Source organism: Stenotrophomonas bentonitica (genome assembly GCF_002887735.1).
Taxonomy (GTDB): domain Bacteria; phylum Pseudomonadota; class Gammaproteobacteria; order Xanthomonadales; family Xanthomonadaceae; genus Stenotrophomonas; species Stenotrophomonas bentonitica_A.
In genome coordinates this window covers 189,520-214,353 of record NZ_PKQP01000008.1, presented here as the reverse complement: position 1 = coordinate 214,353, position 24,834 = coordinate 189,520, and the positions used below count along the sequence as shown (strand labels likewise).

Genomic DNA, 24,834 nt, shown 5'->3' with positions numbered 1-24,834 from the left:
CCGCTGCCGGGCGCGGCGGCCGCCGTGGCGACGCTGGCCGGGGCACGCTGCACCGACGGCGCCGGCGCCGCCTGCTGGCGCAGCTGGTCCGCCATCCGGCGGACTTCGGCCTGCGCGCTGTCGGTCAGGCGCGCGTTGCGCATGATGGTGTCGGCCATGTCGTTCTGGCCGCGCAGCAGCGCCCAGACCGCCAGGTTGGCGTTGGCCTTGGCACTGCCGGGCGATAGTTCGGCGGCCTTGGCCAGCGGCTCCTGCGCGCGGGTCCAATCGCCGGCGCGCAACCGGGCGAAGCCCAGATCGCCGAGGTAGCCGGTGTTCAACGGCTGCAACTGCACGGCCTTCGCCAATGCCTGCTCGGCGCGTGCCGCGTCGCCGTCGCGGGCGGCGATCAGGCCGAGTCCGTGCCACGCCGCGGCCGCCTGCGGGCCGCTGGTCAGGCTGCCGTACATGGACAGTGCCGCCTCGCGCTGGCCGGTTTCGCGCAGTGCATCGGCATTCAACAGGCGCAGTTGGGGACTGTCGCCATAGCGTTGGCGATACGCCTCCACGTGCGCCAGCGAGGCGTAGTACGCGCCCTGCTGCTGCATCTTGGAGATCAGCTCGAGGTAAAGCTGTTTGTCGTCCTGCGGGGCCACCTCGGGCGACGCCAGTGCCATCGGATCCTGTCGGTAACCGTTGCGCACGTTCGAACAGGCCGCGCAGAGGGCAGTCGCGGCGAGCAGCAGGCAAAGGCGGGAAAGCACGGCGTGGTGCATGGCGTTCAATCCAGTTTGGTCAGGGCGGAGGCGAGGGCGATGATGGCCGGGCCGGCCAGCACCAGCATCAGCGCCGGCAACAACGTCAACATCATCACCACGGTCATCTTTACCGAGAGCTTGCCGACCTTCTCCTTGAGGGTGGAACGGCGCTGTTCGCGCAGGCGGATGCTGAACTGGCGCAGCGGCTCCTGCACCGCTCCGCCATGTGCGTGGACCTGCAGGATCAGCTGCACCAGGCTGCGCAGGTCTTCGTCGTCGAACGACTCGCCCAGCCGGCGCAGCGACTGCTCGCGGCTGCGCCCGTGCATGTAGGCGATGTTGGCCTGGTGGATCTCGCGGCCGAGGACCGGGATCGCGTTGCGCAGTTTGTCGCCCAGGGTCTGCAGGCTCTGGTCCATGCTGAAGCCGACGCCCTGCAGCAGGCGCAGCAGGTCGATCAGCAGCGGCAATTCCGCCGAGACCTGCTTGCGCAGGCGCATCGCCCACGCACGCAGGGCGAACTTCGGCAACAGGATGCCGAAGGCCAGCGCGCCGAAGATCACCATCGCGCGGCTGAAGCCGGTGCTGTGGTTGAAGGCCAGCACCAGGACCAGCGTGGCCACGGCGATCAGCAGCCGAAGGGCAAGGAAGATCGCGGTGCCGGCGTTGGTGTTCCAGCCGGCCTGGTCGAGCAGCAACCGGTCTTCCGGTGCCAGCAGGGCGGCTTCGATGCGGCCGCCATTGAAACGCTGGCCGAGCGCGGCGACCGCAGCGAGCCAGCGCTGGCGCAGGCTGACCGGCGGCTGCTGGGCCGGGGCAGGGGCGCCGGCGGCATCGCGCGGCCGCAGGGCGGCCTGCAGGGCGTCCCGGTGGCGTTGCTCGCGGCCGCTCAGCACCCAGCCGCGCAGCCCGAGCAGGCCCACGCCGGCGGCGAGGACCAACAACGTGGCGATCCACCAGCCGTTAGTGCTCATGCAGACTCCCGGTGGAAGAAGGGCGGGCGCTCATATCGACTTGGCCAGCCGGTACAGCAGGAAGCCACCGATCAGTTCCAGCCCCAGCGCCCACAGCAGCAGCTTGTGGCCGAGCGGCTCCTGGATGATCGGCTGGAAGAAGTCCGGGCTGGTGATCGCCATCAGCACCGCGCTGATCGGCGGCAGCAGGCCGAGCACCCAGGCCGACATGCGGGTCTCGGAGGTGGTGGCCATCAGCTCCTGCTGCGCCTGGTCCAGGTCGCGCATGAAGTCGGCCATGCGCTGCAGGATCTGGTCGGCGCGGCCGCCGATGCGGACACTCACGCCGAGCACCACCGACAGCACGTTCAGGGCTTCCAGCCGATAGGGCTGGGCGGCCTGTGCCAGGGCGCGGTCCAGGTCCAGGCCGCTGCGGGTATAGGACACGGTGGCGTCGAGCAGGCCCCGCAGCGGCATCGGCATCTGCGCGGCCGAGGTCTGGAAGGCCATCTGCAGGCTGTTGCCGAGGCCGGCCAGGCGCACCAGATTGTCGAGGAAGTCCGGCAGTTGGCGCAGCAGCTTGGTCTGCAGCCGGGTGATCCGCCGTGATACCCAGAACCAGGCTGCCAGCGCACTGAGCACCAGTACGATCGGCGCGGCCCACACCGTGCCAAGCCGCGCACTGGCGATCCAGGCCAGCAGTGCCGCAGCGGCGACGATCAGCAGTGGCACCCGCCAGCCGGTGGGAAGCGCGGCGCGCCGCATCAGCGCGTCCCAGGGCAGGCCGGCCGGGGTGCTGGTGACCGGCATCGGCGGGGGCGGGGCGTCGCTGATGCCGGCCAGGCGCGGGGCGGTGTCCGGTCGCGACAGCCGCTGTTCGGCGTGCTGCAGTGACAGCCGGCGCTGCTCGCGCGCGGCCGCGCCGCCCCACAGCTCTACGGCCAGCGCCACCAGTATCAGCGCCGCACTGCACAGGAGCAGGACGAAGGCCATCCTCAGAAGCCTCCGCCCAGTGCTTCGCGCAGCTGCCGCCGGAACGGTTCGAGCTTGTGCGAATGGGGCTGGAAGCCGAGCCCGACCCAGCGGTCGTACTCCTTGCCGTCGCCATCGATCTGCACCTCGTGGCGGAACATCTCCTGGGTGGCGATCATGTTGTCGGTGACGCCGGTGATTTCCGTGATCGAGACCAGCACGCGACGGCCGCTGCCCAGCCGCGAGATCTGCACGATGAAGTCGATGGCGCTGGCGATCTGCCGGCGCAGGCTGTCTTCGCTGCCCTGGAACCCGGCAAAACCTGCCAGCATCTCGATGCGGTACAGGCAATCGCGCGGCGAGTTGGCGTGGATGGTGGCCATCGAGCCGTCATGGCCGGTGTTCATCGCCTGCAGCATTTCCAGCACTTCGGCGCCACGTACTTCGCCAACCACGATGCGGTCCGGGCGCATGCGCAGGCTGTTGCGGACCAGGTCGCGGATGCTGATCGCGCCGTTGCCGTCCGCACCGCCGATACGGCTTTCCAGACGCACGACATGCGGGTGGTTGAGCGAGAGCTCGGCGGTGTCTTCGACGGTGATCACGCGCTCGTTGGCGGGAATGTAGTTGGCCAGGGCATTGAGCAGCGAGGTCTTGCCCGAGCTGGTGCCGCCGGAGACCAGGATGTTGCAGCGGCCCAGCACCATCGCATGCAGCAGCGCCTGCATCGGCCGATCGAACGTGCCCATGCGCAGCAGCTCGTCCGGGGTGAACGGATCCTTGCGGAACTTCCGGATCGAGACCATCGGCCCATCCACGGCCAACGGCGAGATGATGGCGTTGAGGCGCCCGCCGTTGGGCAGCCGCGCATCCACCATCGGGTTGGATTCATCCAGGCGGCGGCCGAGCGGGGCCAGGATCCGGCGCAGGATGCGCAGCAGATGGCTGTCATCGCTGAAGCGCTGCGGCGCCCGCTTGAGCATGCCGCCCTGGGAGACGTGGATGTCCTTGTAGCCGTTGATCAGGATGTCCTCGATCTCCGGGTCATGCAGCAGATCGTCAAGAGGGCCGAAGCCGGTCAGCTCTTTCACCAGTGCATTGGCGACGATGTCCTTCTCGGCCTCGTTGATCGGAATCCGCCACTCGTGCACGAAGCCGGCGGTCTGCGCGTGCACGTAGCGCGACACGGTGTCCGGTGCCCACGCGTCGATATCGATGCGCTCGTCCTCGATGCTGTTGAGCAGGTGCTCGTGCGCGGCGATCAGCACCTTCTGGTACTGCTCGGTCTGCTCGAACGGCTGCACGCCGTGCTCGGCGTCGGCACCGGGTTCGGCGCGGGCGGTGGTGGACGGAAACGGAGTCACTTTGTCTTCCATGGGGAACCACTCAGGCGAAGGGCGAGGTGTTCCCGCCAGCCCCTGGCCGGCGCGGGGGCCGTCGGATCCAGGTGCGACAACAGCGGGGCAAGGGCACGCACATACGGATCACGCGGCGCGTCCTGCAGCAGCAGGCGGCCATGGCTGGCACTGGAACGCAGTGTGGGCCGATCGGGCAGCACTGCCAACAGGGGCAGTTCGAAGCGTGCCGCGATCTGCGCCGGGCTCAGGCCGCTGGCATCGTCATGGCGGTTGATGATCAGCTGCAGCCGGGCATCGCGCGCGCCCACCTGGGCCAGGTGGCGAAGCATCTGGTCCAGCGAGACCAGGGTGCCGATGGACTGATCGGCGATCAGCCAGAGTTCGTCGGCACTGTTGAGCACGGACACCGGCAATTGGCGCAGCGGCACGCCGCCCAGGTCGCACAGGACGGTGTGGAAGACGCTGCGCAGGCGCTGCATCAACATGCCAGGGTCGGGCAATGCGGTGCCTTCCATGCCGGGTGGCTGGCCGAGCAGGGTGACGCCGGCTGGATGGTGGGCCATCGCGGTGCGCGCCAGCGTGGCATCGATGCGGGCGGCATTGCGCAGCGCATCGTCGAAATGGAAGCTGGGGTCGACGTTGAGGTAGAGCGACAGGTCGCCGGTGGGTTGGCCCAGGTCCAGCAGCAGCGTACCGGCATCGGCCGGTGCGGCATCGCCGGCCGCTGACGGGTTGGACAGCGCGGCCTGGCCGGCGAGGACGCCCAGATGCGCGGCCAGGGTACTGCTGCCCACGCCGGGGCGGACGCCCAGCAGCAGCACCATGCGTGCGCGCGCCGGTGGCGCCACCGCAACGCTGCTGCGGCCCTGCGCGGCGAGCGCGGCAGCGCGACGGAGCACTGCTTCCATGTCCTGTGGTGCGCTGTCCAGGTCGAGCAGATCGCGCAGGCCGGCGCGCAACGCGGCGACCACGCCGTCCATGTGATCGGCGTGGGTGGAGCCGATCGCCACCAGCGGCAGCTCCGGGGCCTGGGCTTGCAGCTGCCGGGTCAGGGCCGCGGAGAAGGCGGCGTTCTCGTGCCTGTAGTCCAGCAGCACCACGCAGCCGGTGTCGCGCAGCGGTTCCAGCGCCGAGGCCGGCGCTGCGCTGTCCAGCCACTGCACCGTGCCCAGCGACGGCAACAAGGCCGACAGCAGGGTGGCCAGTTCGCGGTCCGGCGCAAACAGCACGAGCTTCATTGAAGCATCCCGTGGTTGGACCAGCTGCAGGGTGGCGGACATGGCGGGAAGGTTCCTGGCATTGGGCTCAGCGCGAGAATCCGGGCAGTTGGTCCGACGATGCCGGGCTCAACAGCCAGGCGCCCCAGACCGGCAGGTTCGGCGATGCCTCGCGCTGGCCCGGCAGCGGCACCTCGGTGCCCTGGGCCAACGGCTGCACCAGCCGCGGGGTGACGATGATGACCAGCTCCTTTTCTTCCTTCTTGTAATTGAGGGTGCGGAAGAACGACCCGATGATCGGCAGATCGCCGAGCAGGGGCACCTTGTCCACGTTGGAGCTGACGTTGTTGCTGACCAGCCCGCCGATCACGAAGGTTTCCCCGTCACCCAGCTCGACCGTGGTGTCGGCGCGGCGGGTGGTGATCGACGGCACCTGCACATCGTTGTAGGTGATGCCGGCGGCGTAGTTCAGGTCGCTCGCTTCCGGCGCCACCTTGAGTGCGATGCGGTTCGGGCCGAGCACGGTGGGGGTGACGGTCAGGCCGATGCCGAACGGCTTGAAGGTGACCGTCGTGGTGCCCAGCCCCTGTGGTTCCAGGATCGGCAGCTCACCGCCGGCAAGGAAGCTGGCGCTCTGTCCGGACAACGCAACCAGGGTCGGTTCGGCCAGGACGCGGGCCATGCCGTTGCTCTGCAGCAGGTCGATGTTGGCGTCCCAGCCATGGGTGAGGGATTTGAATACCAGCCCGAAGGCCGACGACAGCGGGTTGGTGATGATGACGTCGTCGGGGCCCGCCGATTCGCCCGCCGGCAGCACGCCGGGCAGGGTCGCGCCGGGGCGCGTGATGCCGTAATAGAAGCCGTTGTTGCGGTTGAAGTTCTTGTTGCCGAAGCTCATGCCGATCTGGCGCAGCACCGACTTGTTGAACTCGACGATCTTCACCTCGACCTGGACCACGCCACCCGTGGCGATGGTGGAGATATCGGCCAGCTGGCCCTCTTTGCCCACGGCCATCGCCGCGGCCTTGACACTGTTCTGGTGGTCCAGCAACGAAGGGCTCAGGCCCTGCAGCAGGCCCTGGCCGTCCTGCACGACCAGCCCGGTGCCACCGCCCTGGGCGGTCAACGCACCCTGCACGGCACTGCGCACCTCCACCTGCAGCCGTTCCGGCTCGCGATTGCCGTTGCGCCACAGCAGCAGCGTCGTGTTGCCGGGTGCCTTGCCGACCAGCAGTGCCTCGCGGCCACGAAGCATCACCACGTCGGCTACGCTGGGGTCGGCGATGGCGACCCGCTCCAGGTTCGCCGGCAACGACCACGGTCGCTGCTCACGCGTCTGCAGGACCAGCTCTGCGTCGGCACTGGCCAGCAACGGGCTGCCGATCAGCACGCCAGCCAGCAGGCAGCGTGGCAGGGCGTGGCAAAGGCGGCGCGTGAGGGTGGGGCGTTCGGTCATGGGCTGTCTCGGCATGGGCTTAACGCGACCCGCTGTGGGAGGAAATGTCGCCACGGATGATTTCAATCCCGCGGTCCGGGCGCGGTGCCGCGCGCCGCGGTGCGCTGCCGGGAACGGGCAGTGCCGCGGTGGAACTGCGCCCGCGTCCGGCCAGGGCGTCGGTGTCGATGCCGGCGTAGGCATCGTTTTCCGGGCGCTGCAGGGCGAGGCGCTCCTCGGCGGACAGCTCGCGGCGCGGGCTGAGCACACGGCCGGGCGTGGGGAACAAGGCCTGGTCCGGCAGCGCGATGTCGGCCGGGTTGCGCAACGCCAGGAACAGCTTCCCCTGTTGGGCGCCGAGCAGCAGCCGGTTCGCCTCGGCGACCGGCACCGCCAGCACCGCGCTGCGTGCCGGTGGCGTGGTTCCATCATTGCGTGATGCGCCGGCCGACGCGTTTGCGCCAGTGATGTCCTGTGCGCGGCTGTCGGCGGGCGCAGGCGCGCTGCCATCGGCGGGCACGCTGGCCACACTCTGCAGGTCATCGGCGCCATAACTGAGCACGCGCAGCCGCGACAACAGCAGCCGTGTCTGCGCGTCACCGTCGTCGCGCAACCCGCCCGACGCGCGCAGGTTGAGGAACACATCGACGAAATCGCCCGGCTGGATGCGATTGCCTGCAGCCACCAGTTCGTCCACCGGCACCGCGAGTGCGCGCTCGCCGGGATTCAGGCGCAGCGAAAAGCCCTGTGCGATCTGCGCGGTCTGGATCTGGGTGCCGGCCGGGATGTCCTGGGTCGGTACCGCGCCGACCAGTGCGTTGATCGAGGTGTAGGCGCCCACCGGGCGTTGCGGATGGCCGGCGATGCGCAGGTCCTCGGCCGTGATCGGTCGCCCGGCCGGCAAGGCGCCGGCCGCCTCGACCACCGGCCAGGTGGCAGGTTGTGCGGGAGCAGTGGCGGTCGCCGGCGTGCCCGGCGGCGCCTCGCTGGCGCGGCGGCTCACGCTGAAGGCGACAATGGCCAGGATCACCGCCAGGCCGATCAACAGGATCGCGGCGATGCGGGTCAACTTGAGCATGCGGTTCTCCGGAGGGTCATCAGTTGCCGCCGAGGTCGAGTTGGGCGACCGCGGTGCTGCGCAGCGCCCTTGGCATTACCCAGCCATACACGCGCCCCGTGCCGGGCAGGAAGGGGTGGGCGCGGTAGTCGTAGCTCACCTCCACGCGGATGCATTGCGCGGCCGGCAGGTCGGCGCAGGGCGCGGGCGTGGAGACGGTGATCGGGGGCGCGCCAGCCGCGGCGCAATCGGGCGTCTGCCTGGCGTACGTGAGCAGCCACTGCATGGAGCGTCGCGCGGCCACGCAGGCGGCGGTACGGCGTTCGGTCGGGGTGGCATGACGGAACGCAGCACGTGCGCCTTCCGCAGACGCTGCCGACAGCGTCTGCTGCGCGGCCATGATCATCACGCCCGAATAGGTGACCAGCAGCAGCGGCAACAGGCCGAACAGCAGCATGAGCGCGAATTCGAGGGTCGCGATGCCGCGTTGGCGCGTCGGGCGGCCGAGGTGGCCGGCGGTGATGCTCATGCGGCACCTCCGGATGGCTGTTGCAGGACCCACCACATACTGGCGAAGGCCAGGTAGGCCGCATAGGGAATGCCGACCCGGCCCTGGCGCGCCTGCCGCCACTGCGCGATCACCGGCTGCAGGCGGCGCGAGACCGCATTGTCCGTCTCGGGACGCGGACCGGAATGGGACAACGCAGGCGCGATGCGCCGCGCGACGATCACGCATGTGGCATGTGCACCGGCGAGCAGGCTGGCGATGATCCAGATCGGAAGCAATGGCGCCGCGCCAAGCAGCAGGCCGAGCACGGCGAAATACTTCACATCACCGGCACCCATCCAGCCGATGGCATAGAACGGCAGCAGCGACAGCAATCCCAGTACGAAGCCGAGCAGGTGCGTGCCCGGAAATCCGCGGCCGGCCATCCACCACTGCCACGCCAGCGCGACCAGCGCCACGCCCGTGGCCAACAGCAACCCGCGATTGGACACCCGTCGGGCGTACAGGTCATGGATGGCGACCTGTACGCCGAGCAGCAATGCCACCAGGGGAAGGAGTTCCATATGCGTTATGTCCCCCGAATCGGTCGTACGACACACTTGCGTGCCATGCCGTCGCCGCGGGAGAGCCGGGCGACAGCGCAGGCAGTCAACGACAGTCGATCAGGCCGCCGCTGCGGTTGCGTCGTCGACCACTTCACCCAGCTTGGTGAACAGATTCTCGAAGAATCCGGTGATCTGGTCCTTACCTACCGCCACCAGGATGCCCGCGATCACGGCAGCCAGCAGGCCGTACTCGAGCGCGGTCACGCCATCTTCTTCAACGAGGAACTTGCGAACGGATGCATTCATGACGGTTTCTCCATTTCCCAATCAGAGCCCGAACGGGCGGATACAGCCCCTGGTACCGATGGTGTTGCCTGGCTCCGCCAGGACCTCCATCACGACCGCGCGTCCTGCGCGGTGCGGCCCTTGCAGGCCTGCGCTATCGACCGGGCGGAGCCCGGCGACGTCATTGGAGGCGGATCGCGCTGGACAGTGCGGTCATTGCCGCCGAAGCGCGGCATCGGCAATGAGGGCAGTGCGTACGAAGATTGCTGTCCATGGCGTTCCCCTTGTCTTTCAATCGCCGCGACGGTATCGCCGCGCGTCCTGAATACGATGCTCGACGAATCACGTGGGATCCAATACACAAAATCGGCAGGCGCGGTTTCAACTTTAGAAACTTCGCACTGCATGACCGCCGTGCATGAGCCTGATGTAATGGCGGCAAAGTGAAGTGCGGGTAGAGATTATGTGAGGGCGGCGTGATGTCAATTATTTGACAGTATGCGAGCGCGCTTGACCGTTGGGTTTCAACGGATCCGGACACATTTGTGACGGCGATTATGATTCTGTTTACCTGGCGTCCAGTTCGGGCATACTTGCCAAAAATGCGCATCGAAAGCTTCGCCGACAATCGCTGCCGCATCGGCTGAATGATTTAGCTGCGATCAGTGAACGATTTAGCTGCAGTCACGAACGATGGGTTGGGCGGGCTGGCGGGCATCGCCACGGCGGGTTGGCCGTAACAGAATGCGCAGCAGCAAACGCAGGAGTGCGCACCCGGTGGCCATGCGGCGCAGGCACCGGGTAACCAGGCCAAAGGGGGCATCACTGTCATGGTAGATGGTGTGGTGGAAGACCAGATCGACAGCGGGCTGCGGGCATTCGACCTGGCCTCGCTCAGCGGTGTGCTGCGCGTGTGCGATCTGGAGATGGTGCTGCTCGATGGCAACGGCCCGCGTGCTGCGATCGAATCGCAGGTGCACGACGAGGCATTGTTCTGCACCGCGGTGAGCGGGTTTCATTTCCGCGGTCGTTTCATGCTGCCCCAGGACTGGTGCCTGCTCGGCTTGATCCACGCCACCGATGAGAACGTCAGCTGGTGCCATGGCATGCCGCTGGCCGCCGGGATGGCGTTGACCGTGCTGCCGGAGGGCATCAGCGAGTTCACGCTCAGCGCCGGCACCCACCTGACGTTGCTGCTCGCGCCGATGCAGCGCGTGCAGCGCAAGCTGACCGAGCTGAGCCTGCGCAGCACCTTGCCCTCGGGCCAGGCCCTTTCCCTGTTCCAGGCCGGCGCGGGCAGCAACGCAGCGCGACTGGTGCAACGCTACGGTGAGGTCCAGCAAACACTTCTTGGACAGGGCGGGGCGCTGCCGGCCGACGCCGTGGACACCTTGCTGCACGACCATATCCAGGCGCTGTTGGGCGCCGGCAGCGATGACCATCCCACCTGCAGCCGGGGCCGGCGCACGCATTATCTGATCGCCCAGCGCGCCGAGAATTTCATGCGGCTCAATCTGCGTCGTTATATCTATATGAATGAAATCTGTGACGCGGCCGGGGTCAGCGAGCGCGCGTTGCGGTATGCCTTCGAAGACCTGTTCGGTACTTCGCCCAACCGTTATCTCTCGATGCTGCGCCTGTGCGCGGCCTGCCGCGGCCTGTCGATGGCCGATGCCAGCCGCAAGTCGGTCAAGGCGATCGCATTGAGTTGCGGGCTATGGGACCTGTCGCGGTTTGCCGATAATTATCGCCGGGTATTCGGCGAGCTCCCCCGCGATACGCTGATGCGCGCACCGGCGCAGATGGGCAGTCCGGCCTGACCGGAAACGCGATCCGTCCGTCTGCCCTGCACATATTCGGCAAGCTGCCGAAATTGTCCATGCCGCTGCCGGTTTTCCCCGTCTTCTTGCCGGAACGCACGCTTGCGCTGCCGGAATGAAGTGCTCGCGGTTTGACCCCTCGACTGTAATGACATCCACGTGCCGTCAGGCACCGGTGATGTTCAACGCGTCCGTACACGGGGGAATACCTGATGAACCGTATCTTTCGATTGGTGTGGAGCCACCGGCTGAATGCCCTGGTGGTTGTGTCCGAAATCGCCACTGCGCGCGGCAGCCTGGCCGCCGGACCGGTGGTGGTGCACCTGAAGGTGCCGATGTCGGTGCTCTCGCTGGGTCTGTCGCTGGCGCTGTGCACGGGCAGTGCATGGGCAAGCGAGAACCAGACACTCACCGACCTGCAGGCACTGGCTGCCAAGTACACCGCGCCGTTGCCGGTGAAGCTCGATGCAGAAGTGGCGCTGGCGGCGGCCGCGCGTGATCGTGGCACCACGCCACTGTTGAGCGTGGATGCCAACGTCAACCTCAACCTGGGTGCACAGGCAGCCCACGGTCGGCCGGCACTGCAGGTGCAGACCGCCGCGCAGTTGAGCGCGGAGCTGCCCCGGCGCGTCGCCGCACCAACCGCACAGGTGGCGGTGTTGGCCGACCTGGGTCTTGCAGGCGGCACCGGCAACGGAGCAGCACTGAATGCACACGCCGCCGTCGACGCCGTGGCCACGCTGGTACCGTCGGCAGCAGCGGTGCAGGCCCCGGTCAAGGCGGATGCGCGACTGGCTGCCACCGCCGATGGCAGGTTGGCCGTGAGGGCCGATGCGAACGCGACAGCGAACGTGGCCGTTGCGGCTGCGCCGGCCCCGCTCAAGGCGGCGCTGGAAACCAAGGTCGATGCGGCTGCCGAGGCGCGCCTTGCGGCCGCCGAGGTGCAGGCCAAGGCGGCATTGATCGCCGAGGCCACGGTCACGCCTGATGCCCCGGACGCGGTCCAGGTGTCGCTGGCCAGCAATGTCGCCGGTGGTGTGCGCGTGGATGCACTGGGCCACGTGGTCGATGCGGCCGACCGCAATCCCAAGCTCGTCGATGCCGGCGTCAGCGCCGTGCAGACCAGCTCGATGGCGCTGGCGCCGAACGGATTGGGCAACGCGCTCGGTGGGTTGTTGAACGGTGTGGGCGGTGCGGTCGGCGGCCTGCTCGATGGCGTCGGCACGACGGTGGGTGCGATCACGACTCCCGTGCTCGGCGCGGTTGGCGCGGTCACCACGCCGATACTGGGTACCGTGTTCCCGGCACCGACGGCGCTTCCGCCGGGCAGCCCGAAGGGACCGGCGCCGGCCGATCCGAACGCCGGGCTGATCATCGGTACCGGTGGCCTGGTCGGCTCGCTCTCGCAGCTGGTCGGACCCACCGCGCAGGGGTTGCTGGGCGGCGACGGCTACGTGCGCAATGGCAACCTGGCAGTCAGCAGCGCCAACGTGATGCAGACCTACTCGGTCACCAACGTGCTGGGCCTGCCGGTGGTCAACCTGAGCCCGGTCGGCACGCTGCTCGATGGACTGGGAAACGCCAGCACCGGTGGCAGCTCGCACCTGACCCTGATCGGCGGCGTCACTTCCGACAGCTACATCTACAACATCAACAACGGCGATCCCAACGGCCTGCTCGGCCTGGTGTTGCCGGACGGGTCGCCGGCATGGTCGAACAAGTGCCTCAACCTGCTGGTGGCCAGCGTGGACTGCTGGGCGGTCAATGCCGCGCAGGATTACCAGGTGCTGGTCGGCGATGGGGCGTTTGCCAACGGCTCCAAGGAAGTGGTGATCGGCGCCAACGCACGTCATGAGCTGCCGCGGCAGGACGCCAGCATCGCGTTCCCCGGCGCCGGGCTCAACGATCCGACCGACCCCACCGGCGTCCCGACCGCCGACTACGCCGCGCGCATGGGCCATTCCGTGGTCGTCGGCGATAGTGCGACGGGCACCGCCAACGGCCAGACCATCCTCGGTGCGGAAGCCACCTCCAACCAGGCCAACAGCGTGGCGCTGGGGTACCGATCGGCCGCCAACCGCGGCGCGCAGGCCGGCTACAGTGCTTACGGGTTGAACGGGCAGCAGGTGTCGGCCGGTGAAGTTTCGGTCGGCTTCGCCGGTGGTGAGCGTCAGATCAGCAACGTGGCTGCCGGTAGCGCCGCCACCGACGCGGTCAACGTGGCCCAGCTGCAGGGCGCGATCTCGCAGATCGATGCGGTCGGCACGCTCGCGGTGACCTATGACGACGATGGCGCGGGCGGCGCCGACTTCCGCCGGGTCACCCTCGGCGGCGGCACCGGCACCACCACGATCGCCAACCTCGCCAACGGCGCGGTCAACGCAACCAGCACCGAGGCCATCAACGGCGCCCAGCTGTTCGACACCAACAGTGCGATTGTCGACTACTTCGGCGGCGTCACTGCCTACGATCCGGTCACCGGCGCGTGGACCGCACCGAGCTTCCAGATCTCCACGATCTCCACCGGCGGGGCAGTCGCGCAGGGGGTGTACGACAACGCCAGCGATGCCTTCTCCGCGGTGGATGGTTCGCTGGTCAACCTCAACACGCAGATCACCGATATCCGCAACGGTGTTGGCAGCCGCTATCTGAAGATCAACTCGACCGGGGCAGAAGCCGCCGCCGCGGGCCTGGACAGCATCGCGGTCGGCACGGGTGCCTCGGCCACGGCCGCCAACAGCGTCGCGGTGGGTGCCGGTGCACTGGCCGGCCGCGAGAACACGGTGTCCGTCGGTGCGGTCGGTGCAGAACGCCAGGTGGCGAACGTGGCCGCGGGCACCGAGGCCACCGATGCAGTCAACCTGGGCCAGCTGGAAGCCTCCGAACAGGGCGCGCTGCGCTACGACCTCAACCCGGATGGCAGCGTGAACTACGCCAGCGCCACGCTGGGCAACGGCGGCGGTGCGACCACGCTGAGCAACCTCGCAGCTGGCAGCGTCACGGCCGGCAGCAGCGAGGCGATCAACGGGGCCCAGCTGTTCGCCGCCAACCAGGCCGTGGCCACCCACCTCGGCGGTGGGGCGGCGCTGGACGCCACCGGCATGGTCAGCGCGCCGAGCTACACCATCAACAACGTCGCCAGCGATGGCCAGGTCACCGCCGGCAGCTATGACAACGTCGGCAGTGCCTTCGATGCGGTCAGCACCTCGCTGGCCAACGTCGCCGACCAGACCGACACCGTGGACCGCCTGGCGGTGAAGTACGACGCCGATGCCAGCGGCAATGCCACCAACACCATCACCCTGGCCGGTGATGCCAGTGGCGCGGCGGTCGCACTGACCAACCTGGCCGAGGGTCGCGTGCAGGCCGGCAGCCTGGATGCGGTCAATGGCAACCAGCTGTTCCAGACCAACAATGCGCTGGTGGGGTACTTCGGCGGCACCACCAACTTCGACGGCAACACCGGGATCTGGACGGCGCCGACCTTCCGCATCTCCTCCATCGCCACCGACGGCAGTGTCATCGCCAACGATTACAGCGACGTCACCGTGGCCTTCTCGGCGGTGGATGCCTCGCTGACCAACCTCAATACCCGCATCGACCAGATCCAGCCGGGTGGCAACAGCCAGTACGTGCAGGTGAACTCGACCAAGGGCGCGGCCACTGCGGGCGGTGCCGACAGCATCGCGATCGGGCCGCTGGCCAGCGCCGCCGGAAGCGGCAGTGCGGCCATCGGTGACGGCGCCAGCGCCAGTGCGGACAACAGCGTTGCGCTCGGCGCCGGCTCGGTTGCCAGCGTGGGGGCACAGACGGGGTACACCGGTGCCTACGGCCAGACCGGGGCGAGCAGTTCGGTGGGCGAAGTGGCCGTCGGCAGTACCGGGGCCGAGCGCAAGGTCACCCATGTGGCCGATGGTTCCGAGCGCTACGACGCGGTCAATGTGGGCCAGCTGCAGAACGGCGTGAACTACGCGATCAACGAGTCCAAGGCCTACACGGATACGCAGATCAACAACATCAACAACGGTACCTCCGGCATGTTCCAGGTCAACAACACGCAGAACCTGGCTGCGCCCTCGGCCTCCGGCGACAACGCCGTGGCCGGTGGTGCCGGCGCCGCCGCCGCGGGCAACAACGCCACGGCGCTGGGCAACGGAGCCAGCGCACAGGGCAGCAACAGCGTCGCGCTGGGCGCCGGTTCGGTGGCCAATCGGGCCAACACGGTCTCGGTAGGCAGCAGTGGTGCGGAGCGGCAGATCGCCAACGTGGCTGATGGCAGCGACGCCACCGACGCGGTCAACGTCCGCCAGCTGCAGGCCTCCCAGCAGGGCACGATCCGTTACGACACCAACGTCAACGGCACCACCAACCTCAACAGCGTGACCCTGGGCAGCACGGCTACCGGGCCGACCACGGTGCGCAACGTCGCCCCGGGTACCGCCGGGACCGATGCCGTCAACGTGGACCAGCTGCGCAGCGGCATGGCCCAGACCCTGGACTGGTCCAAGGCCTACACCGACGAGCGCATGGACTCGTTCGACCGCAACCTGCAGAAGACCGACAACCGTGCCTCGGCCGGTGTCGCCTCGGCGATGGCGGTGGCCGCCCTGCCGCAGCCCTATGAGGCCGGCCGCAGCATGGCCTCGCTCGCCGCCGGCAGCTTCAACGGTGAATCCGGCGTGGCGGTGGGCATCTCGGGGGTCTCCGAAGGCGGGCGCTGGATCTACAAGTTCAGCGGTTCGACCAACAGCCGCGGCGATGGTGGTGTCGCGGTAGGTGCCGGCATCCAGTGGTGACCGCCTCCGGTGCCGGCGCGCTGCCGGCACCGGACCTGCGGTCCGCATTCAACGCATACAGGGGGAACACCATGTCCATGCAGTCCACATCCACCACCCAGGTGCCGCTGTTGCGGTCACTGGGCCTGAGCCTGGCGGCGCTGCTGCTGGGCGCCTGCGCCAGCCACGGCGAACAACGCACCACACCGTCCACCGCGACCGCCGACACCGCCGACACCGATGCGGCGAACTTCCCGGATCCCCGCAAAGCCACGTTGAAGGAGGGCCTGTTCGTGGATGTCGACACTCTGCGCCTGTTCGCCCGTGGCATGAGCAAGCGCCAACTGTACGCCCTGCTGGGCACCCCGCATTTCGGCGAGGGCATGTGGGGCGTGCGCGAATGGAACTACCTGTTCAACTTCCGCAGCGGCCCGGGCGGGGACTATTTCACCTGCCAGTTCAAGGTCGACTTCGATGGAAAGGGGATCGCCCAGGCGGCGCACTGGAAGCCGCAGGCCTGTGCGGCCGTGCTTGATCCGCCGCGCCCCCCGACGCCCCCCGCACCCGCGCCGATGCCGAGCGAGCCGCTGCGGCTGGCAGCCGACGCGATGTTTGCCTTCGACAGCGCCGTGCTCACCCCCGAGGGGCGCCGGAACGTGGACGCCCTGCTGCATCAGGTCCGGGATGCCAGCCGGGTGCAGACCATCCAGGTGATCGGCTATACGGACCGGATCGGCAGCGACCGCTACAACCTGGTGCTGTCGCAGCGGCGCGCTGAAGCCGTGCGCGATGCGCTGGTGGCCGGCGGAGTGCCGACGGCGGCCATCATCGCCGAAGGGCGCGGCAAGGCCGATCCGCTGGTGCAGTGCGAGCAGGCGCAGCGCAAGGCCCTGATCGTCTGTCTGGCACCGAACCGGCGCGTCGAACTGTCGGGCAAGGCACTGCCGCGCTGAAGCCGCACGGGGCCGCCTGCTCACCTCTCTGCCCATACCCCGTCGGCGCACCCGTGCGCCGGCGAGGGACCGTCTTGACCTGGCGCGTCGTCCGCACAGCGTGATGTCTCCCCCGTCATCGTTCTGAAGACGGCGCGCCAGGTCATCTCTTCCTCCCACCCGGGGCGGCCGCAGGCGATCTGCGGCCGCCTTTTCCGGTTACGGCATCAGGACCTTATCGATCACATGGATCACGCCGTTGCTCTGCTTCACATCGGCAATGGTCACCTGCGCGACCTGGCCCTTGCTGTCCGTCAGGGTGATGCCCTTGCCGGCGACACGGGCGGTCAGCGCTTCACCTTCCACCGTCGTCAGGCTCGCCTTGCCACCGCCCTGCTTGATCTTGGCCATCAGATCGGTGCTGGTGACCGCGCCGGGGACGACGTGGTAGGTCAGGATCCTGGTCAGGTCGGCCTTCTTTTCCGGCTTCAGCAGTCCCTCCACGGTGCCCTTGGGCAGCGCGGAGAAGGCCGCATTGGTCGGCGCGAACACGGTGAACGGGCCGGGGCCCTTCAGCGTATCGACCAAGCCAGCCGCTTTGACCGCCGCGACCAGCGTGGTGTGATCCTTGGAATTGACGGCGTTGTCGATGATGTCCTTGTTGGCATACATCGCCGCGCCGCCCACCTTCGGATTGCTGTGCTGCGCACCCATCATGGGGGCAGGGGCCTGCGCGAAGACGAGCGGGGAAGCGGCGGCGGCGAGACAGCCGATCAGTACAAGGCCTGCGAACTGGATCTTCATGACCAAACTCCCAAATGGATGCGCCGGTATGACGCACCCTTAGCTACGGCGGGAGTGGCGGGGCGGATGCACGCGGAGCACACTATTTTTCAACTGTCAGGCGCAGGTGAGGATGGTGTCTGCACGGTGCGATGGCGGCGCCCGGGTGCGAGGTTCATCGGCCCTGTTCGCTACTGCGGATCTGATGAAGTAGTTCACGCCATCGGAAACAATCTGGACTTGTGCCATGCGCTGCGCCTTCGGGGGAGATCGGCGCAGGATGGCACGGGTCGGCGGGTCACGCACGGCCGTGCGCTAGAGGACCCCGGGAATCGGGATGGCCAGCGCTGTTTTCTCCGCCTCGCAGTTGCTGGGCTGCACACTGTTGCTGCGCAGCGACTGGATCTCCGCCCGCGCCAGCGTCATGTCGCGGTTGAAATCAGCATTGGCATGCAGGGCCGCCACCGCGCCGGCAGCGACCGCACGCCCTTCGAGCACGTCGCTCTGCCAGTGCGCGTTGCAGATCAGGCGGTTTTCACCGAACGCGCGGCCACGTGCGAGCAGGGCGTCGGCGCGGTCCGGGCTCAGCTCGGTCAGCAGCAGGGCCCAGCTCCAGCTGATGGCGGTATGCCCGGACGGATAGGAGCCGTCGTTCCGCAGGGAGGCCTCATCGGCGGGCGCACAGGTGCCTTCCTTGTAGAACACGAAGGGGCGTGTGCGCTTGTAATGGTCGACCGGATGTCATTGGACACCGTCAACAGCTGGTCCTGGAGCTCGACCACGCTGTGGCGTTCGGCGTCGGGAATCTGGCTCCCACGAACTGCATCCGAGCGATCAACGCCCAGATCAGCAGCGGAATGGGGGCCAGCACCAGCAGCGGGGTCATGACCCCTTCGGGCCAGTCCATGCCCCAGATCACGCCGAGCACGCCCAGCAGCAGCACGGCGACGGCGACGGTACGCCAACGCCAGCCGGCCCGACGTTCCGGTGTCTGCAGCACCCGCGCGATGTTGACCACCGCCGGCACGATCAGCAGGTAGCTCACGCTGCTGCAGAGCAGCCGTGTGAGCAGCACGCCCGGTGCCAGCCCGCGGGGCGCATCGGGAAAGACGAGCATCTGCCACCACGCCACGCATACGGGAAGCGCGATGCCCCCGAGCACGACGAACAACGCGATATCGCGATATCCCTCCAGCGGCGAACCCGTGCCGCGCCAGCGCAGCAGCAGCCAGGCCGCGGCGGCCACGAGGACGAGTTCACCGGCACTGGCCACCAGCCCACTCAGCCCGACGAACGGCACCAGCACGGACGCCAGCACGGTACCGGCCGCGGCCGCCAGCAGGCAGGTGCGCCACTGCGGGCGCGGGGTGAACAGCAACCAGCCCATCAAGAGCGGTCCTGGAATCCACAGCACGTGCAGGCGAAACCCGGGCATCTGCGCCAGCGTTGGCAACAACTGGCCGAGCAGGCAGCCGACCAGCAGCGGCAGGACGTGCGTGAATGCGATGCGAAGCGCGGGTGATGGGTGTGTGGAGGTGGTGGGGCTGACCGAATCGTCCGATGCTGCTGCACGGGTGCTGTCGACAGGAGCGATGTGCGTAACAGACGCGTTGACGCGCACGTGGACGTCGGTGGGTGCGTGAGGAAGCTTCGGATCGAGGCCCGTCCCCGAGGCGCGCAACGCCTCCCCCGGACAGGTCTTAATGTGATGCGTTTCACGCTTGCGGGTCAGCGTGTCACCGCTTGTAGCGATGTCGTTTCCGCCCCACAATCGCGCCGATGTAAACAGCTTGCGCTCCGTCGCGCTATCCGATTTCCGACCTGTTCGAGGAACTGGCATGGACGAACCGATGGCCCCGTACAGCCGCTTCGTCGTCGATGGCTTCGACGCCGATGCGTTGCTGGGGGTAGTGCGCGACACCCGCTTCGAACAGCGTCTGCTCGCCGCCGGACACTTTCGCGCGTGCCTGCAGCGGCTGGTCTTTCCGGAGTTCAGCCTGGACAGTGGCGCCTATACGCTGCCGATTTTCGCCAGCGGCAGTTTCGGCGAAGGATTGATCGCACTGGCGATGGCCGTGTCCTGCCAGCAGCCGATGTGGGCCAACGGACGCTGGGTGCCCGCGGGCCAGGTGATGGTGTTCGCCGAGGACAGCGAGCTCAACGTGCGTCCGCAGCCCGGGGGCTGGCAGTGGGCCGTGCTGCTGATTCCACGCGAGGTCCTGCAGCGCGAGGCCGTGGCGCGGGTAGGCCGCGAACTGCGCCTGCCACGCCGTGGCTGGTGCAGCCGACCGGCCACCCCTGCGCACGCGCAGGCACTGCGTTACGGCGTCTTTTCCGCACTGGACACGGCCGCCCGTTGGCAGGGCCTGATCACGCCGGAGCAGCTGGCGGCGCAGTCGGCGGTGCTGCTGGGCGTGTTCGTGGATGCCGTCAGTGCCGCCGATGCCGGGCCGCAACGACGTGCCGATGGCAGCTGGATCGAACGCCACCGCGCCGCCGTGGTGCAGCGGGCCGAGGACTATCTGAAAGCCCATCTGGACCGGCCCTTCGACAGTGCCGCCCTGTCGCTCGCGCTGGGCGTGGGCGAACGCCAACTCGAACGTCTGTTTCGTGATGCCTACGGACATGGGCCCTGCCATTGGCACCAGCTGGCCCGCTTGAACCGCGCGCGCAGCGCATTGCTGCAGGCTGACGCGCACGACAGCGTGACGGACATCGCCCTGCGGCTGGGCTTCGGGCATCTCGGACGCTTCTCGGTGACTTACCGGAATGTCTTCGGGGAATGTCCACGAGACACGCTGAGACGCTGAATGCCGGCCTGAACACGCTGCGGGTCGAGCGCCGTGATGGCATGCATCGCATCACGATCCCATCACGGCGAGGCTCGCATGTTCGGCTGGCTGCAGATGCACCGGGACGACAGAACGGGATGCCATCACGCCCGGCGTAGTGGGCGATGGCGGTCGCACCTGCAGGTCAATCAGGGGAAGATTGAAACCAATGGAGACAATGCAATGGGCGTTTCGTGCGCGCAGCCGATGTCCGTACCGTTCCGCAAGGTGGTCGTCGCCGATGACCACATGCTGGTGGCGCAGGGTATCGAGAGATTGCTGATGGACTGTTTCGAATCGATCGTACTGGTGTCCTCCGGCGAGGAACTGCTGGACTCGCTACGCCGCGAATCGCCGGACGTGGTGGTCTCTGACATCAGCATGCCCGGTATCAGCGGCATCGACGTGATGCGTCAGGCCCGCAGCGAGGGCTGCCTGACGCCCTTCGTGTTCCTCACCATGCACGACGAATCGAGCATGGCGGCCGAGGCCATCCGGGCCGGTGCGCGGGGCTACATCCTCAAAAGCGCGGCCGGCGATGAACTGGTCCGCGCGATCAATGGGGTGATGGACGGCCAGACCTATGTGACCCCGACACTGGCGGCCAACGCGATCGTGGCATCGGGTCGCAGCCAGTACGTACTGACCGACAAGCAGCTGCGCATCCTGGAATACGTGGCGCGCGGCCTGCGCTCCAAGCAGATCGCTTACGAGCTTGGGGTATCGGTGCGGACGATCGAATCGCACAAGTACGCGATCATGCAGGAGCTGGGCGTGCACGGCACGCTGGAGCTGGTGCGCAAGGCCGAGTTGGAAGGTCTGATCCGTCACTAGGCCGCCCGCCTGCGGATGGGCAAGTAGATTTACTTGCCCGCCACCGGTTGTTTTTCCCTTGTTACCGTACTGTGTCTGGCCACACCATCGTGGCAGGCATCGAGCGGGCGAGTGCGATGAATGCTGTCCGTGTGTTGCTGGCCGAAGATGGATGCGCGATGGGGCGGCAGCTGCGTGGCTTGCTGTCCCAGCAGTTCCAGGTGATTGGCCTGGTCCAGGATGGCGCCTCGCTGGTGCAGGCGGCGCAGAGCATGTTGCCGGATGTGGTGGTCACCGATATCGCGATGCCGGAAATGAATGGATTGGAAGCCGCACGTCGGCTGCGCCTGCAACGCCCCGTGCTGGGCGTGGTGTTCATCACGGTGCATGCCGAGCCCCAGATGGTGTCGCAGGCGATGGCCCTGGGTGCGTGCAGTTATGTGCTCAAATCCGACGCAGGCGATGACCTGCTGCCGGCGGTGGCGGCCGCCCTGAAGGGTGAATCGTTCGTGTCGCGCTCGCTGCGCGGCCTGCGCAAGGGCTGATCCCGCTAATGGCGAGGGCCGTCAGACCAGGATGCCGAGCAGCTTGCGGGCCAGCTCATCCACCGACATTGCCAGCAGCACCAGCGGCAGCAGAGGCACGACGGCGTGCAGGGCGATCCAGAGCAGATTCCAGCGGTTCAACGGCAGCACCGACATGCTGGCCAGGCCCTTGTAGACGCCGCTGAAATCAGCGAACGCGGATGCATCACCATGGTCCAGCAGGGAGTCCGTGTCGGCCTCCTGTCGTGACCCTGATCGCCAGCGCTGGTCGAACAGCGCCGCGGCGCGGTTGCCCAGCGCATCGAAGCGGTACAGCGCATGGCGCTTGGCCCGCATCATGCTCGGCATCATGACCAGCAGCGGCGCCACCAGCAGGAGCGTGGCACCGATGACATAGCCGGCCAGCAGGTGGCGCAGGTCATACAGACTCTCGCCCAGATAGTGAACATGATTGACACACGCACCGGCGACCAGGATGCCGCCGGCCAGGGCGAGCACCGCGAAGCGTTCCTGCGCCATGCCCAGGAAGGCCAGACCGCCAGCGCCATCCGGGTGCTCTGCGTGCAGTGCCAGCCCTACACGCGGCAGGCGCCAGAGCAGGCCGGTCCACAGCACGAAGCGCCATAGCCAGAGCAACGCCACCAGCCGGAACAGCGGCACGGCGACCCATTCGTACCAGCGTCCGGCGGCCGTCAATGCACCGTGCTCCAGGCGCCAGTCGGCGACGCCCGGCAGCAGGCTCACGCTGTCCGTGCCGAACAACAGCGGCAGCCATGCGATCACCACACAGAGCGCTTCAGGCAGCCAGCCATCGCGCCAGCGGCGCACCTTCGCCAGCAGCGCGGTCAATCTGCCCTGTCGCTGCGGTGGCACCAGGCCGGCGCGGGTCAGTTGGCGAAACGCATTGCGCAGCAAGGTGTCCGAGCGCGGTGCGGCAATCACCAGCAGAGGCATCGCCAGCAGCACGCGGGCGAGGGTGGCGTAGTCCCCCAGCAACGGCATGCCCGGGGGGAGCGTCCACAGGGTGCCCGCGCGCGCGGTCAGCACCACCAACGGCGCCAGCGAGATCACCACCAATGCCGCGGCCATCCACAGCGAGAGGCGGGCGGTGCCGCGCAGCATGCCGGCGGCCTGCAGCAGCCGATGCACCAGTCCGCCGCGCATCAGGGAGTAGTGGTGCTGGTCCAAGTGCATGGGGGGCCCGTGGCGAAGAAAGAGAAGGCGCGGCTGCAGCGGGCAGCGGACGCGATATCGCTGAGCATAGCGCTGCCTTTCCACGCGTTGGACGCAGTAAAAATACTGGAGAGGTTGCAGTAACAACTCGATTGTGTGGCTACCGGGCGGCGCCCAAGCTGGAGGCCTGACGCAAGGATCCCGCCCATGCTCCTGGTGATCGATATTCTGACGCGCTTCTGGACCGACATGATCGATCGCGCGGATGGCCCCATGACCTTCCGCTTCTTCCTGCAGCCGACGATGGCGCTGATCGCGGCGTTGATCGATGGCATCAAGGATGCCAAGGCGGGCAAGGCGCCCTATGCCTGGCTGATGGCGCACAGCTCTGCTGGTGACCGGCTGGTCGCCTGGCGCGAAGGGGTCACCGCAACCGCCCGCATTCTTCTGCTGGGGGTCGGCATGGATGTGATCTACCAGTTCCGCATGTTCGGCGCGTTCAAGTATCTGGTGGAAGCCTTCGTCATCGCGGTCGTGCTCGGCTTCCTGCCGTATCTGATCCTGCGCGGACCGATTACCCGCATCGCCAGCTACTTCCTGCACCGCAAATGACCCCCTCACGAGACGACCAGCCGATGAGTGCCCAGGACCCTCGCGAGCAGCTGACCGAGCGTGCGCTCACCATCGAGCAGGCCAAAACGCTGCTGGGGGGTGCCGATGCCACCTCGATGGAGCTCTCCTCGCGGCGCACCGGGATGTCATTCCAGCGCACGCGCATGAGCGCGGACCGTACGCTGATGTCGATCATCCGCACGGCGCTGTCGCTGATCGGCTTCGGTTTCACCATCTATCAGTTCTTCGGCCACATGCTGGAGGTGCCCGGCGTCGGCCTGCGTCCGCATGCGCCACGCAACTTCGGCATCGCGCTGGTCGGCCTCGGCATGGTGCTGCTGACTCTCGGCATCCTCTACCACATCCGCTACATGCAGGGCCTGCGTGCCGAGCGCGAGGAGATGATCCGCGAAGGCCTGATCCACGGGGAGAGTCACTACCCGATCTCGCTGACCCTGATCACCGCCGGCCTGCTGTGGCTGCTTGGCCTGCTGGCGATCGTCAGCATGACCTTCAACGTGGCGCCGTTCGCATGAGCGTCGTGGCCGATAGCATGATCGAGCTGGCTGGCGGGGTCTTCAGCATGGGCTCCAACGATCACTATCCTGAAGAACGCCCGGCGCACAAGGCGCGGGTAGGGCGGTTCCGGATCGATCGCTACCCGGTGACCAACCGGGAGTTCGCCCGCTTCATCCAGGCCACTGGCCACGTCACCGCAGCCGAGCAGTCAGCCGATCCGCGCGACTATCCCGGTGCGGACCCGGCGCTGCTGCAGCCGGCCTCGGTGGTGTTCGTGCAGCCTCCGCACCCGGTGGACATGGGCAACACACACAACTGGTGGCACTACATTCCCGGGGCAGACTGGCGGCATCCGCGGGGTCCGCTGTCCAGCCTGCAAGGCCTGGAGGATCACCCGGTGGTCCACGTCACCTTCGCCGATGCGCTGGCCTATGCCCGGTGGATGGAGAAGGACCTGCCGACCGAGGCCGAGTGGGAATTCGCAGCGCGTGGCGGCCAGGAGAGGGGTGAGTTCGCCTGGGGCGACACCCTCATTCCCGGCGGCCGCCACCAGGCCAATACCTGGCAGGGCGAATTTCCCTGGCAGAGCCTGGATGAGGACGGCCACCGCTGGACGTCACCGGTCGGCAGCTATCCGCCCAACGGATACGGGCTGTACGACATGATCGGCAACGTCTGGGAATGGACCCGCGACTGGTACCAGCAGCACGACCAGCTGCAGAGCAGGCCGTGCTGCGCGATCGACAACCCCCGTGGCGGCGCGCGCGAAGGCAGCCACGACCCGCGCGACCGCAGTGCGATCCCGCGCCGGGTCATGAAGGGCGGCTCGCACCTGTGTGCGCCCAACTACTGCCGGCGCTACCGGCCGGCGGCCCGGATGGCGCAGCCGATCGACACCTCCACCTGTCACCTTGGCTTTCGTTGCGTGGAGCGGGGATGAGCCGCCTCTGCCACCGCCAGGTGC

At 67.7% G+C, this 24,834-nt stretch carries 23 protein-coding genes; 9 read left to right on the top strand and 14 right to left on the bottom strand.

The features are described 5' to 3' along the window. The 10 genes from C0R07_RS15275 to C0R07_RS15230 form a co-directional block, all read right to left on the bottom strand. The coding region (locus tag C0R07_RS15275; protein WP_102789340.1) for a Flp pilus assembly protein TadD at window positions 1-755 on the bottom strand (755 nt) is incomplete at its 3' end. Window positions 756-760: 5 nt separating this feature from the next. After that, the gene (locus tag C0R07_RS15270) at window positions 761-1,711 is read right to left on the bottom strand and encodes a type II secretion system F family protein (protein ID WP_102789339.1); all 951 of its coding nucleotides are present in this window, start codon (window positions 1,709-1,711) and stop codon (window positions 761-763) included. 30 nt (window positions 1,712-1,741) lie between these two features. Further along, window positions 1,742-2,683 carry a type II secretion system F family protein gene (locus C0R07_RS15265; RefSeq protein WP_070470705.1) on the bottom strand — a complete coding sequence of 314 codons (942 nt, stop codon included), beginning with the start codon at window positions 2,681-2,683 and terminating at the stop codon, window positions 1,742-1,744. A gap of 2 nt (window positions 2,684-2,685) precedes the next feature. Continuing rightward, window positions 2,686-4,038 carry a CpaF family protein gene (locus tag C0R07_RS15260; protein ID WP_070425289.1) on the bottom strand — a complete coding sequence of 451 codons (1,353 nt, stop codon included), beginning with the start codon at window positions 4,036-4,038 and terminating at the stop codon, window positions 2,686-2,688. After that, window positions 4,023-5,300 carry an AAA family ATPase gene (locus tag C0R07_RS15255; RefSeq protein ID WP_254427872.1) on the bottom strand — a complete coding sequence of 426 codons (1,278 nt, stop codon included), beginning with the start codon at window positions 5,298-5,300 and terminating at the stop codon, window positions 4,023-4,025. The genes C0R07_RS15260 and C0R07_RS15255 overlap by 16 nt, the downstream gene beginning before the upstream one ends. A gap of 25 nt (window positions 5,301-5,325) precedes the next feature. Then, entirely contained in the window at window positions 5,326-6,693 is a 1,368-nt protein-coding gene (locus tag C0R07_RS15250; protein WP_102789338.1) for a type II and III secretion system protein family protein, read from the bottom strand. A gap of 19 nt (window positions 6,694-6,712) precedes the next feature. Continuing rightward, window positions 6,713-7,750 (bottom strand): Flp pilus assembly protein CpaB, encoded by a 1,038-nt coding sequence (cpaB, locus tag C0R07_RS15245; RefSeq protein ID WP_046273549.1) that lies wholly within the window; start codon window positions 7,748-7,750, stop codon window positions 6,713-6,715. 19 nt (window positions 7,751-7,769) lie between these two features. Next, window positions 7,770-8,258 (bottom strand): pilus assembly protein TadE, encoded by a 489-nt coding sequence (locus C0R07_RS15240; RefSeq protein ID WP_102789337.1) that lies wholly within the window; start codon window positions 8,256-8,258, stop codon window positions 7,770-7,772. Continuing rightward, entirely contained in the window at window positions 8,255-8,800 is a 546-nt protein-coding gene (locus C0R07_RS15235) for an A24 family peptidase (protein WP_019184694.1), read from the bottom strand. Before C0R07_RS15235 ends, C0R07_RS15240 begins: the two co-directional genes overlap by 4 nt. Window positions 8,801-8,899: 99 nt before the next feature. Then, a complete protein-coding gene (locus C0R07_RS15230) occupies window positions 8,900-9,088 on the bottom strand; it encodes a Flp family type IVb pilin (RefSeq protein WP_019184693.1) in 189 nt (62 codons plus the stop codon). 809 nt (window positions 9,089-9,897) lie between these two features. Here C0R07_RS15230 and C0R07_RS15225 point away from each other — a divergent pair. The 3 genes from C0R07_RS15225 (at window position 9,898) to C0R07_RS15215 (ending at window position 16,615) form a co-directional block, all read left to right on the top strand. Next, the gene (locus C0R07_RS15225; RefSeq protein ID WP_070470709.1) at window positions 9,898-10,887 is read left to right on the top strand and encodes a helix-turn-helix domain-containing protein; all 990 of its coding nucleotides are present in this window, start codon (window positions 9,898-9,900) and stop codon (window positions 10,885-10,887) included. Window positions 10,888-11,099: 212 nt separating this feature from the next. Further along, a complete protein-coding gene (locus C0R07_RS15220; protein WP_102789336.1) occupies window positions 11,100-15,683 on the top strand; it encodes a YadA-like family protein in 4,584 nt (1,527 codons plus the stop codon). A gap of 77 nt (window positions 15,684-15,760) precedes the next feature. Then, entirely contained in the window at window positions 15,761-16,615 is an 855-nt protein-coding gene (locus tag C0R07_RS15215) for an OmpA family protein (RefSeq protein ID WP_102789348.1), read from the top strand. A 198-nt stretch (window positions 16,616-16,813) separates the two neighbouring features. Here the strand turns inward: C0R07_RS15215 and C0R07_RS15210 are convergent, their stop codons facing one another. The 3 genes from C0R07_RS15210 to C0R07_RS19765 form a co-directional block, all read right to left on the bottom strand. Continuing rightward, entirely contained in the window at window positions 16,814-17,398 is a 585-nt protein-coding gene (locus C0R07_RS15210) for a fasciclin domain-containing protein (RefSeq protein WP_070470713.1), read from the bottom strand. Between the two features lie 294 nt (window positions 17,399-17,692). Then, window positions 17,693-18,082 carry a phosphatase PAP2 family protein gene (locus C0R07_RS15205; RefSeq protein WP_254427871.1) on the bottom strand — a complete coding sequence of 130 codons (390 nt, stop codon included), beginning with the start codon at window positions 18,080-18,082 and terminating at the stop codon, window positions 17,693-17,695. A 49-nt stretch (window positions 18,083-18,131) separates the two neighbouring features. Further along, window positions 18,132-19,217, bottom strand: coding sequence for a hypothetical protein (locus C0R07_RS19765; RefSeq protein ID WP_167390387.1), 1,086 nt, complete (start codon window positions 19,215-19,217; stop codon window positions 18,132-18,134). Between C0R07_RS19765 and C0R07_RS15195 the strand changes: the two genes are divergently transcribed. The 3 genes from C0R07_RS15195 (at window position 19,216) to C0R07_RS15185 (ending at window position 21,566) form a co-directional block, all read left to right on the top strand. Next, window positions 19,216-20,187, top strand: a complete 972-nt coding sequence (locus tag C0R07_RS15195; RefSeq protein WP_167390386.1) for an AraC family transcriptional regulator — start codon at window positions 19,216-19,218, stop codon at window positions 20,185-20,187. The genes C0R07_RS19765 and C0R07_RS15195 overlap by 2 nt on opposite strands. Before the next feature lie 204 nt (window positions 20,188-20,391). Then, complete coding sequence (locus C0R07_RS15190) at window positions 20,392-21,042, top strand: response regulator transcription factor (RefSeq protein WP_102789333.1); 651 nt, start codon at window positions 20,392-20,394, stop codon at window positions 21,040-21,042. 116 nt (window positions 21,043-21,158) lie between these two features. Beyond that, window positions 21,159-21,566 carry a response regulator gene (locus C0R07_RS15185; protein WP_070470723.1) on the top strand — a complete coding sequence of 136 codons (408 nt, stop codon included), beginning with the start codon at window positions 21,159-21,161 and terminating at the stop codon, window positions 21,564-21,566. Between the two features lie 21 nt (window positions 21,567-21,587). On the opposite strand, the gene C0R07_RS15180 is transcribed toward C0R07_RS15185, so the two are convergent. Further along, window positions 21,588-22,760: a hypothetical protein gene (locus C0R07_RS15180; protein ID WP_146027620.1), complete on the bottom strand. Its 1,173-nt coding sequence runs from the start codon at window positions 22,758-22,760 to the stop codon at window positions 21,588-21,590. Window positions 22,761-22,946: 186 nt separating this feature from the next. Between C0R07_RS15180 and C0R07_RS15175 the strand changes: the two genes are divergently transcribed. The 3 genes from C0R07_RS15175 to C0R07_RS15165 are packed head-to-tail and all read left to right on the top strand — an operon-like array spanning window position 22,947 to window position 24,810. Further along, window positions 22,947-23,351 carry a hypothetical protein gene (locus tag C0R07_RS15175; RefSeq protein WP_102789331.1) on the top strand — a complete coding sequence of 135 codons (405 nt, stop codon included), beginning with the start codon at window positions 22,947-22,949 and terminating at the stop codon, window positions 23,349-23,351. Next, window positions 23,348-23,887: a YidH family protein gene (locus C0R07_RS15170; RefSeq protein WP_254427870.1), complete on the top strand. Its 540-nt coding sequence runs from the start codon at window positions 23,348-23,350 to the stop codon at window positions 23,885-23,887. Before C0R07_RS15175 ends, C0R07_RS15170 begins: the two co-directional genes overlap by 4 nt. Then, entirely contained in the window at window positions 23,884-24,810 is a 927-nt protein-coding gene (locus C0R07_RS15165; RefSeq protein WP_070470726.1) for a formylglycine-generating enzyme family protein, read from the top strand. The genes C0R07_RS15170 and C0R07_RS15165 overlap by 4 nt, the downstream gene beginning before the upstream one ends. The last annotated feature ends 24 nt before the right edge of the window (window positions 24,811-24,834 follow it).

Coding starts and splice junctions, on each gene's coding strand:
- C0R07_RS15270 (WP_102789339.1), bottom strand. CDS start 1,711: ATGAGCACTAACGGCTGGTGGATCGCCACGTTGTTGGTCCTCGCCGCC.
- C0R07_RS15265 (WP_070470705.1), bottom strand. CDS start 2,683: ATGGCCTTCGTCCTGCTCCTGTGCAGTGCGGCGCTGATACTGGTGGCG.
- C0R07_RS15260 (WP_070425289.1), bottom strand. CDS start 4,038: ATGGAAGACAAAGTGACTCCGTTTCCGTCCACCACCGCCCGCGCCGAA.
- C0R07_RS15255 (WP_254427872.1), bottom strand. CDS start 5,300: ATGTCCGCCACCCTGCAGCTGGTCCAACCACGGGATGCTTCAATGAAG.
- C0R07_RS15250 (WP_102789338.1), bottom strand. CDS start 6,693: ATGACCGAACGCCCCACCCTCACGCGCCGCCTTTGCCACGCCCTGCCA.
- cpaB (WP_046273549.1), bottom strand. CDS start 7,750: ATGCTCAAGTTGACCCGCATCGCCGCGATCCTGTTGATCGGCCTGGCG.
- C0R07_RS15240 (WP_102789337.1), bottom strand. CDS start 8,258: ATGAGCATCACCGCCGGCCACCTCGGCCGCCCGACGCGCCAACGCGGC.
- C0R07_RS15235 (WP_019184694.1), bottom strand. CDS start 8,800: ATGGAACTCCTTCCCCTGGTGGCATTGCTGCTCGGCGTACAGGTCGCC.
- C0R07_RS15230 (WP_019184693.1), bottom strand. CDS start 9,088: ATGAATGCATCCGTTCGCAAGTTCCTCGTTGAAGAAGATGGCGTGACC.
- C0R07_RS15225 (WP_070470709.1), top strand. CDS start 9,898: ATGGTAGATGGTGTGGTGGAAGACCAGATCGACAGCGGGCTGCGGGCA.
- C0R07_RS15220 (WP_102789336.1), top strand. CDS start 11,100: ATGAACCGTATCTTTCGATTGGTGTGGAGCCACCGGCTGAATGCCCTG.
- C0R07_RS15215 (WP_102789348.1), top strand. CDS start 15,761: ATGCAGTCCACATCCACCACCCAGGTGCCGCTGTTGCGGTCACTGGGC.
- C0R07_RS15210 (WP_070470713.1), bottom strand. CDS start 17,398: ATGAAGATCCAGTTCGCAGGCCTTGTACTGATCGGCTGTCTCGCCGCC.
- C0R07_RS15195 (WP_167390386.1), top strand. CDS start 19,216: ATGGACGAACCGATGGCCCCGTACAGCCGCTTCGTCGTCGATGGCTTC.
- C0R07_RS19765 (WP_167390387.1), bottom strand. CDS start 19,217: ATGCCAGTTCCTCGAACAGGTCGGAAATCGGATAGCGCGACGGAGCGC.
- C0R07_RS15190 (WP_102789333.1), top strand. CDS start 20,392: ATGGGCGTTTCGTGCGCGCAGCCGATGTCCGTACCGTTCCGCAAGGTG.
- C0R07_RS15185 (WP_070470723.1), top strand. CDS start 21,159: ATGAATGCTGTCCGTGTGTTGCTGGCCGAAGATGGATGCGCGATGGGG.
- C0R07_RS15180 (WP_146027620.1), bottom strand. CDS start 22,760: ATGCACTTGGACCAGCACCACTACTCCCTGATGCGCGGCGGACTGGTG.
- C0R07_RS15175 (WP_102789331.1), top strand. CDS start 22,947: ATGCTCCTGGTGATCGATATTCTGACGCGCTTCTGGACCGACATGATC.
- C0R07_RS15170 (WP_254427870.1), top strand. CDS start 23,348: ATGACCCCCTCACGAGACGACCAGCCGATGAGTGCCCAGGACCCTCGC.
- C0R07_RS15165 (WP_070470726.1), top strand. CDS start 23,884: ATGAGCGTCGTGGCCGATAGCATGATCGAGCTGGCTGGCGGGGTCTTC.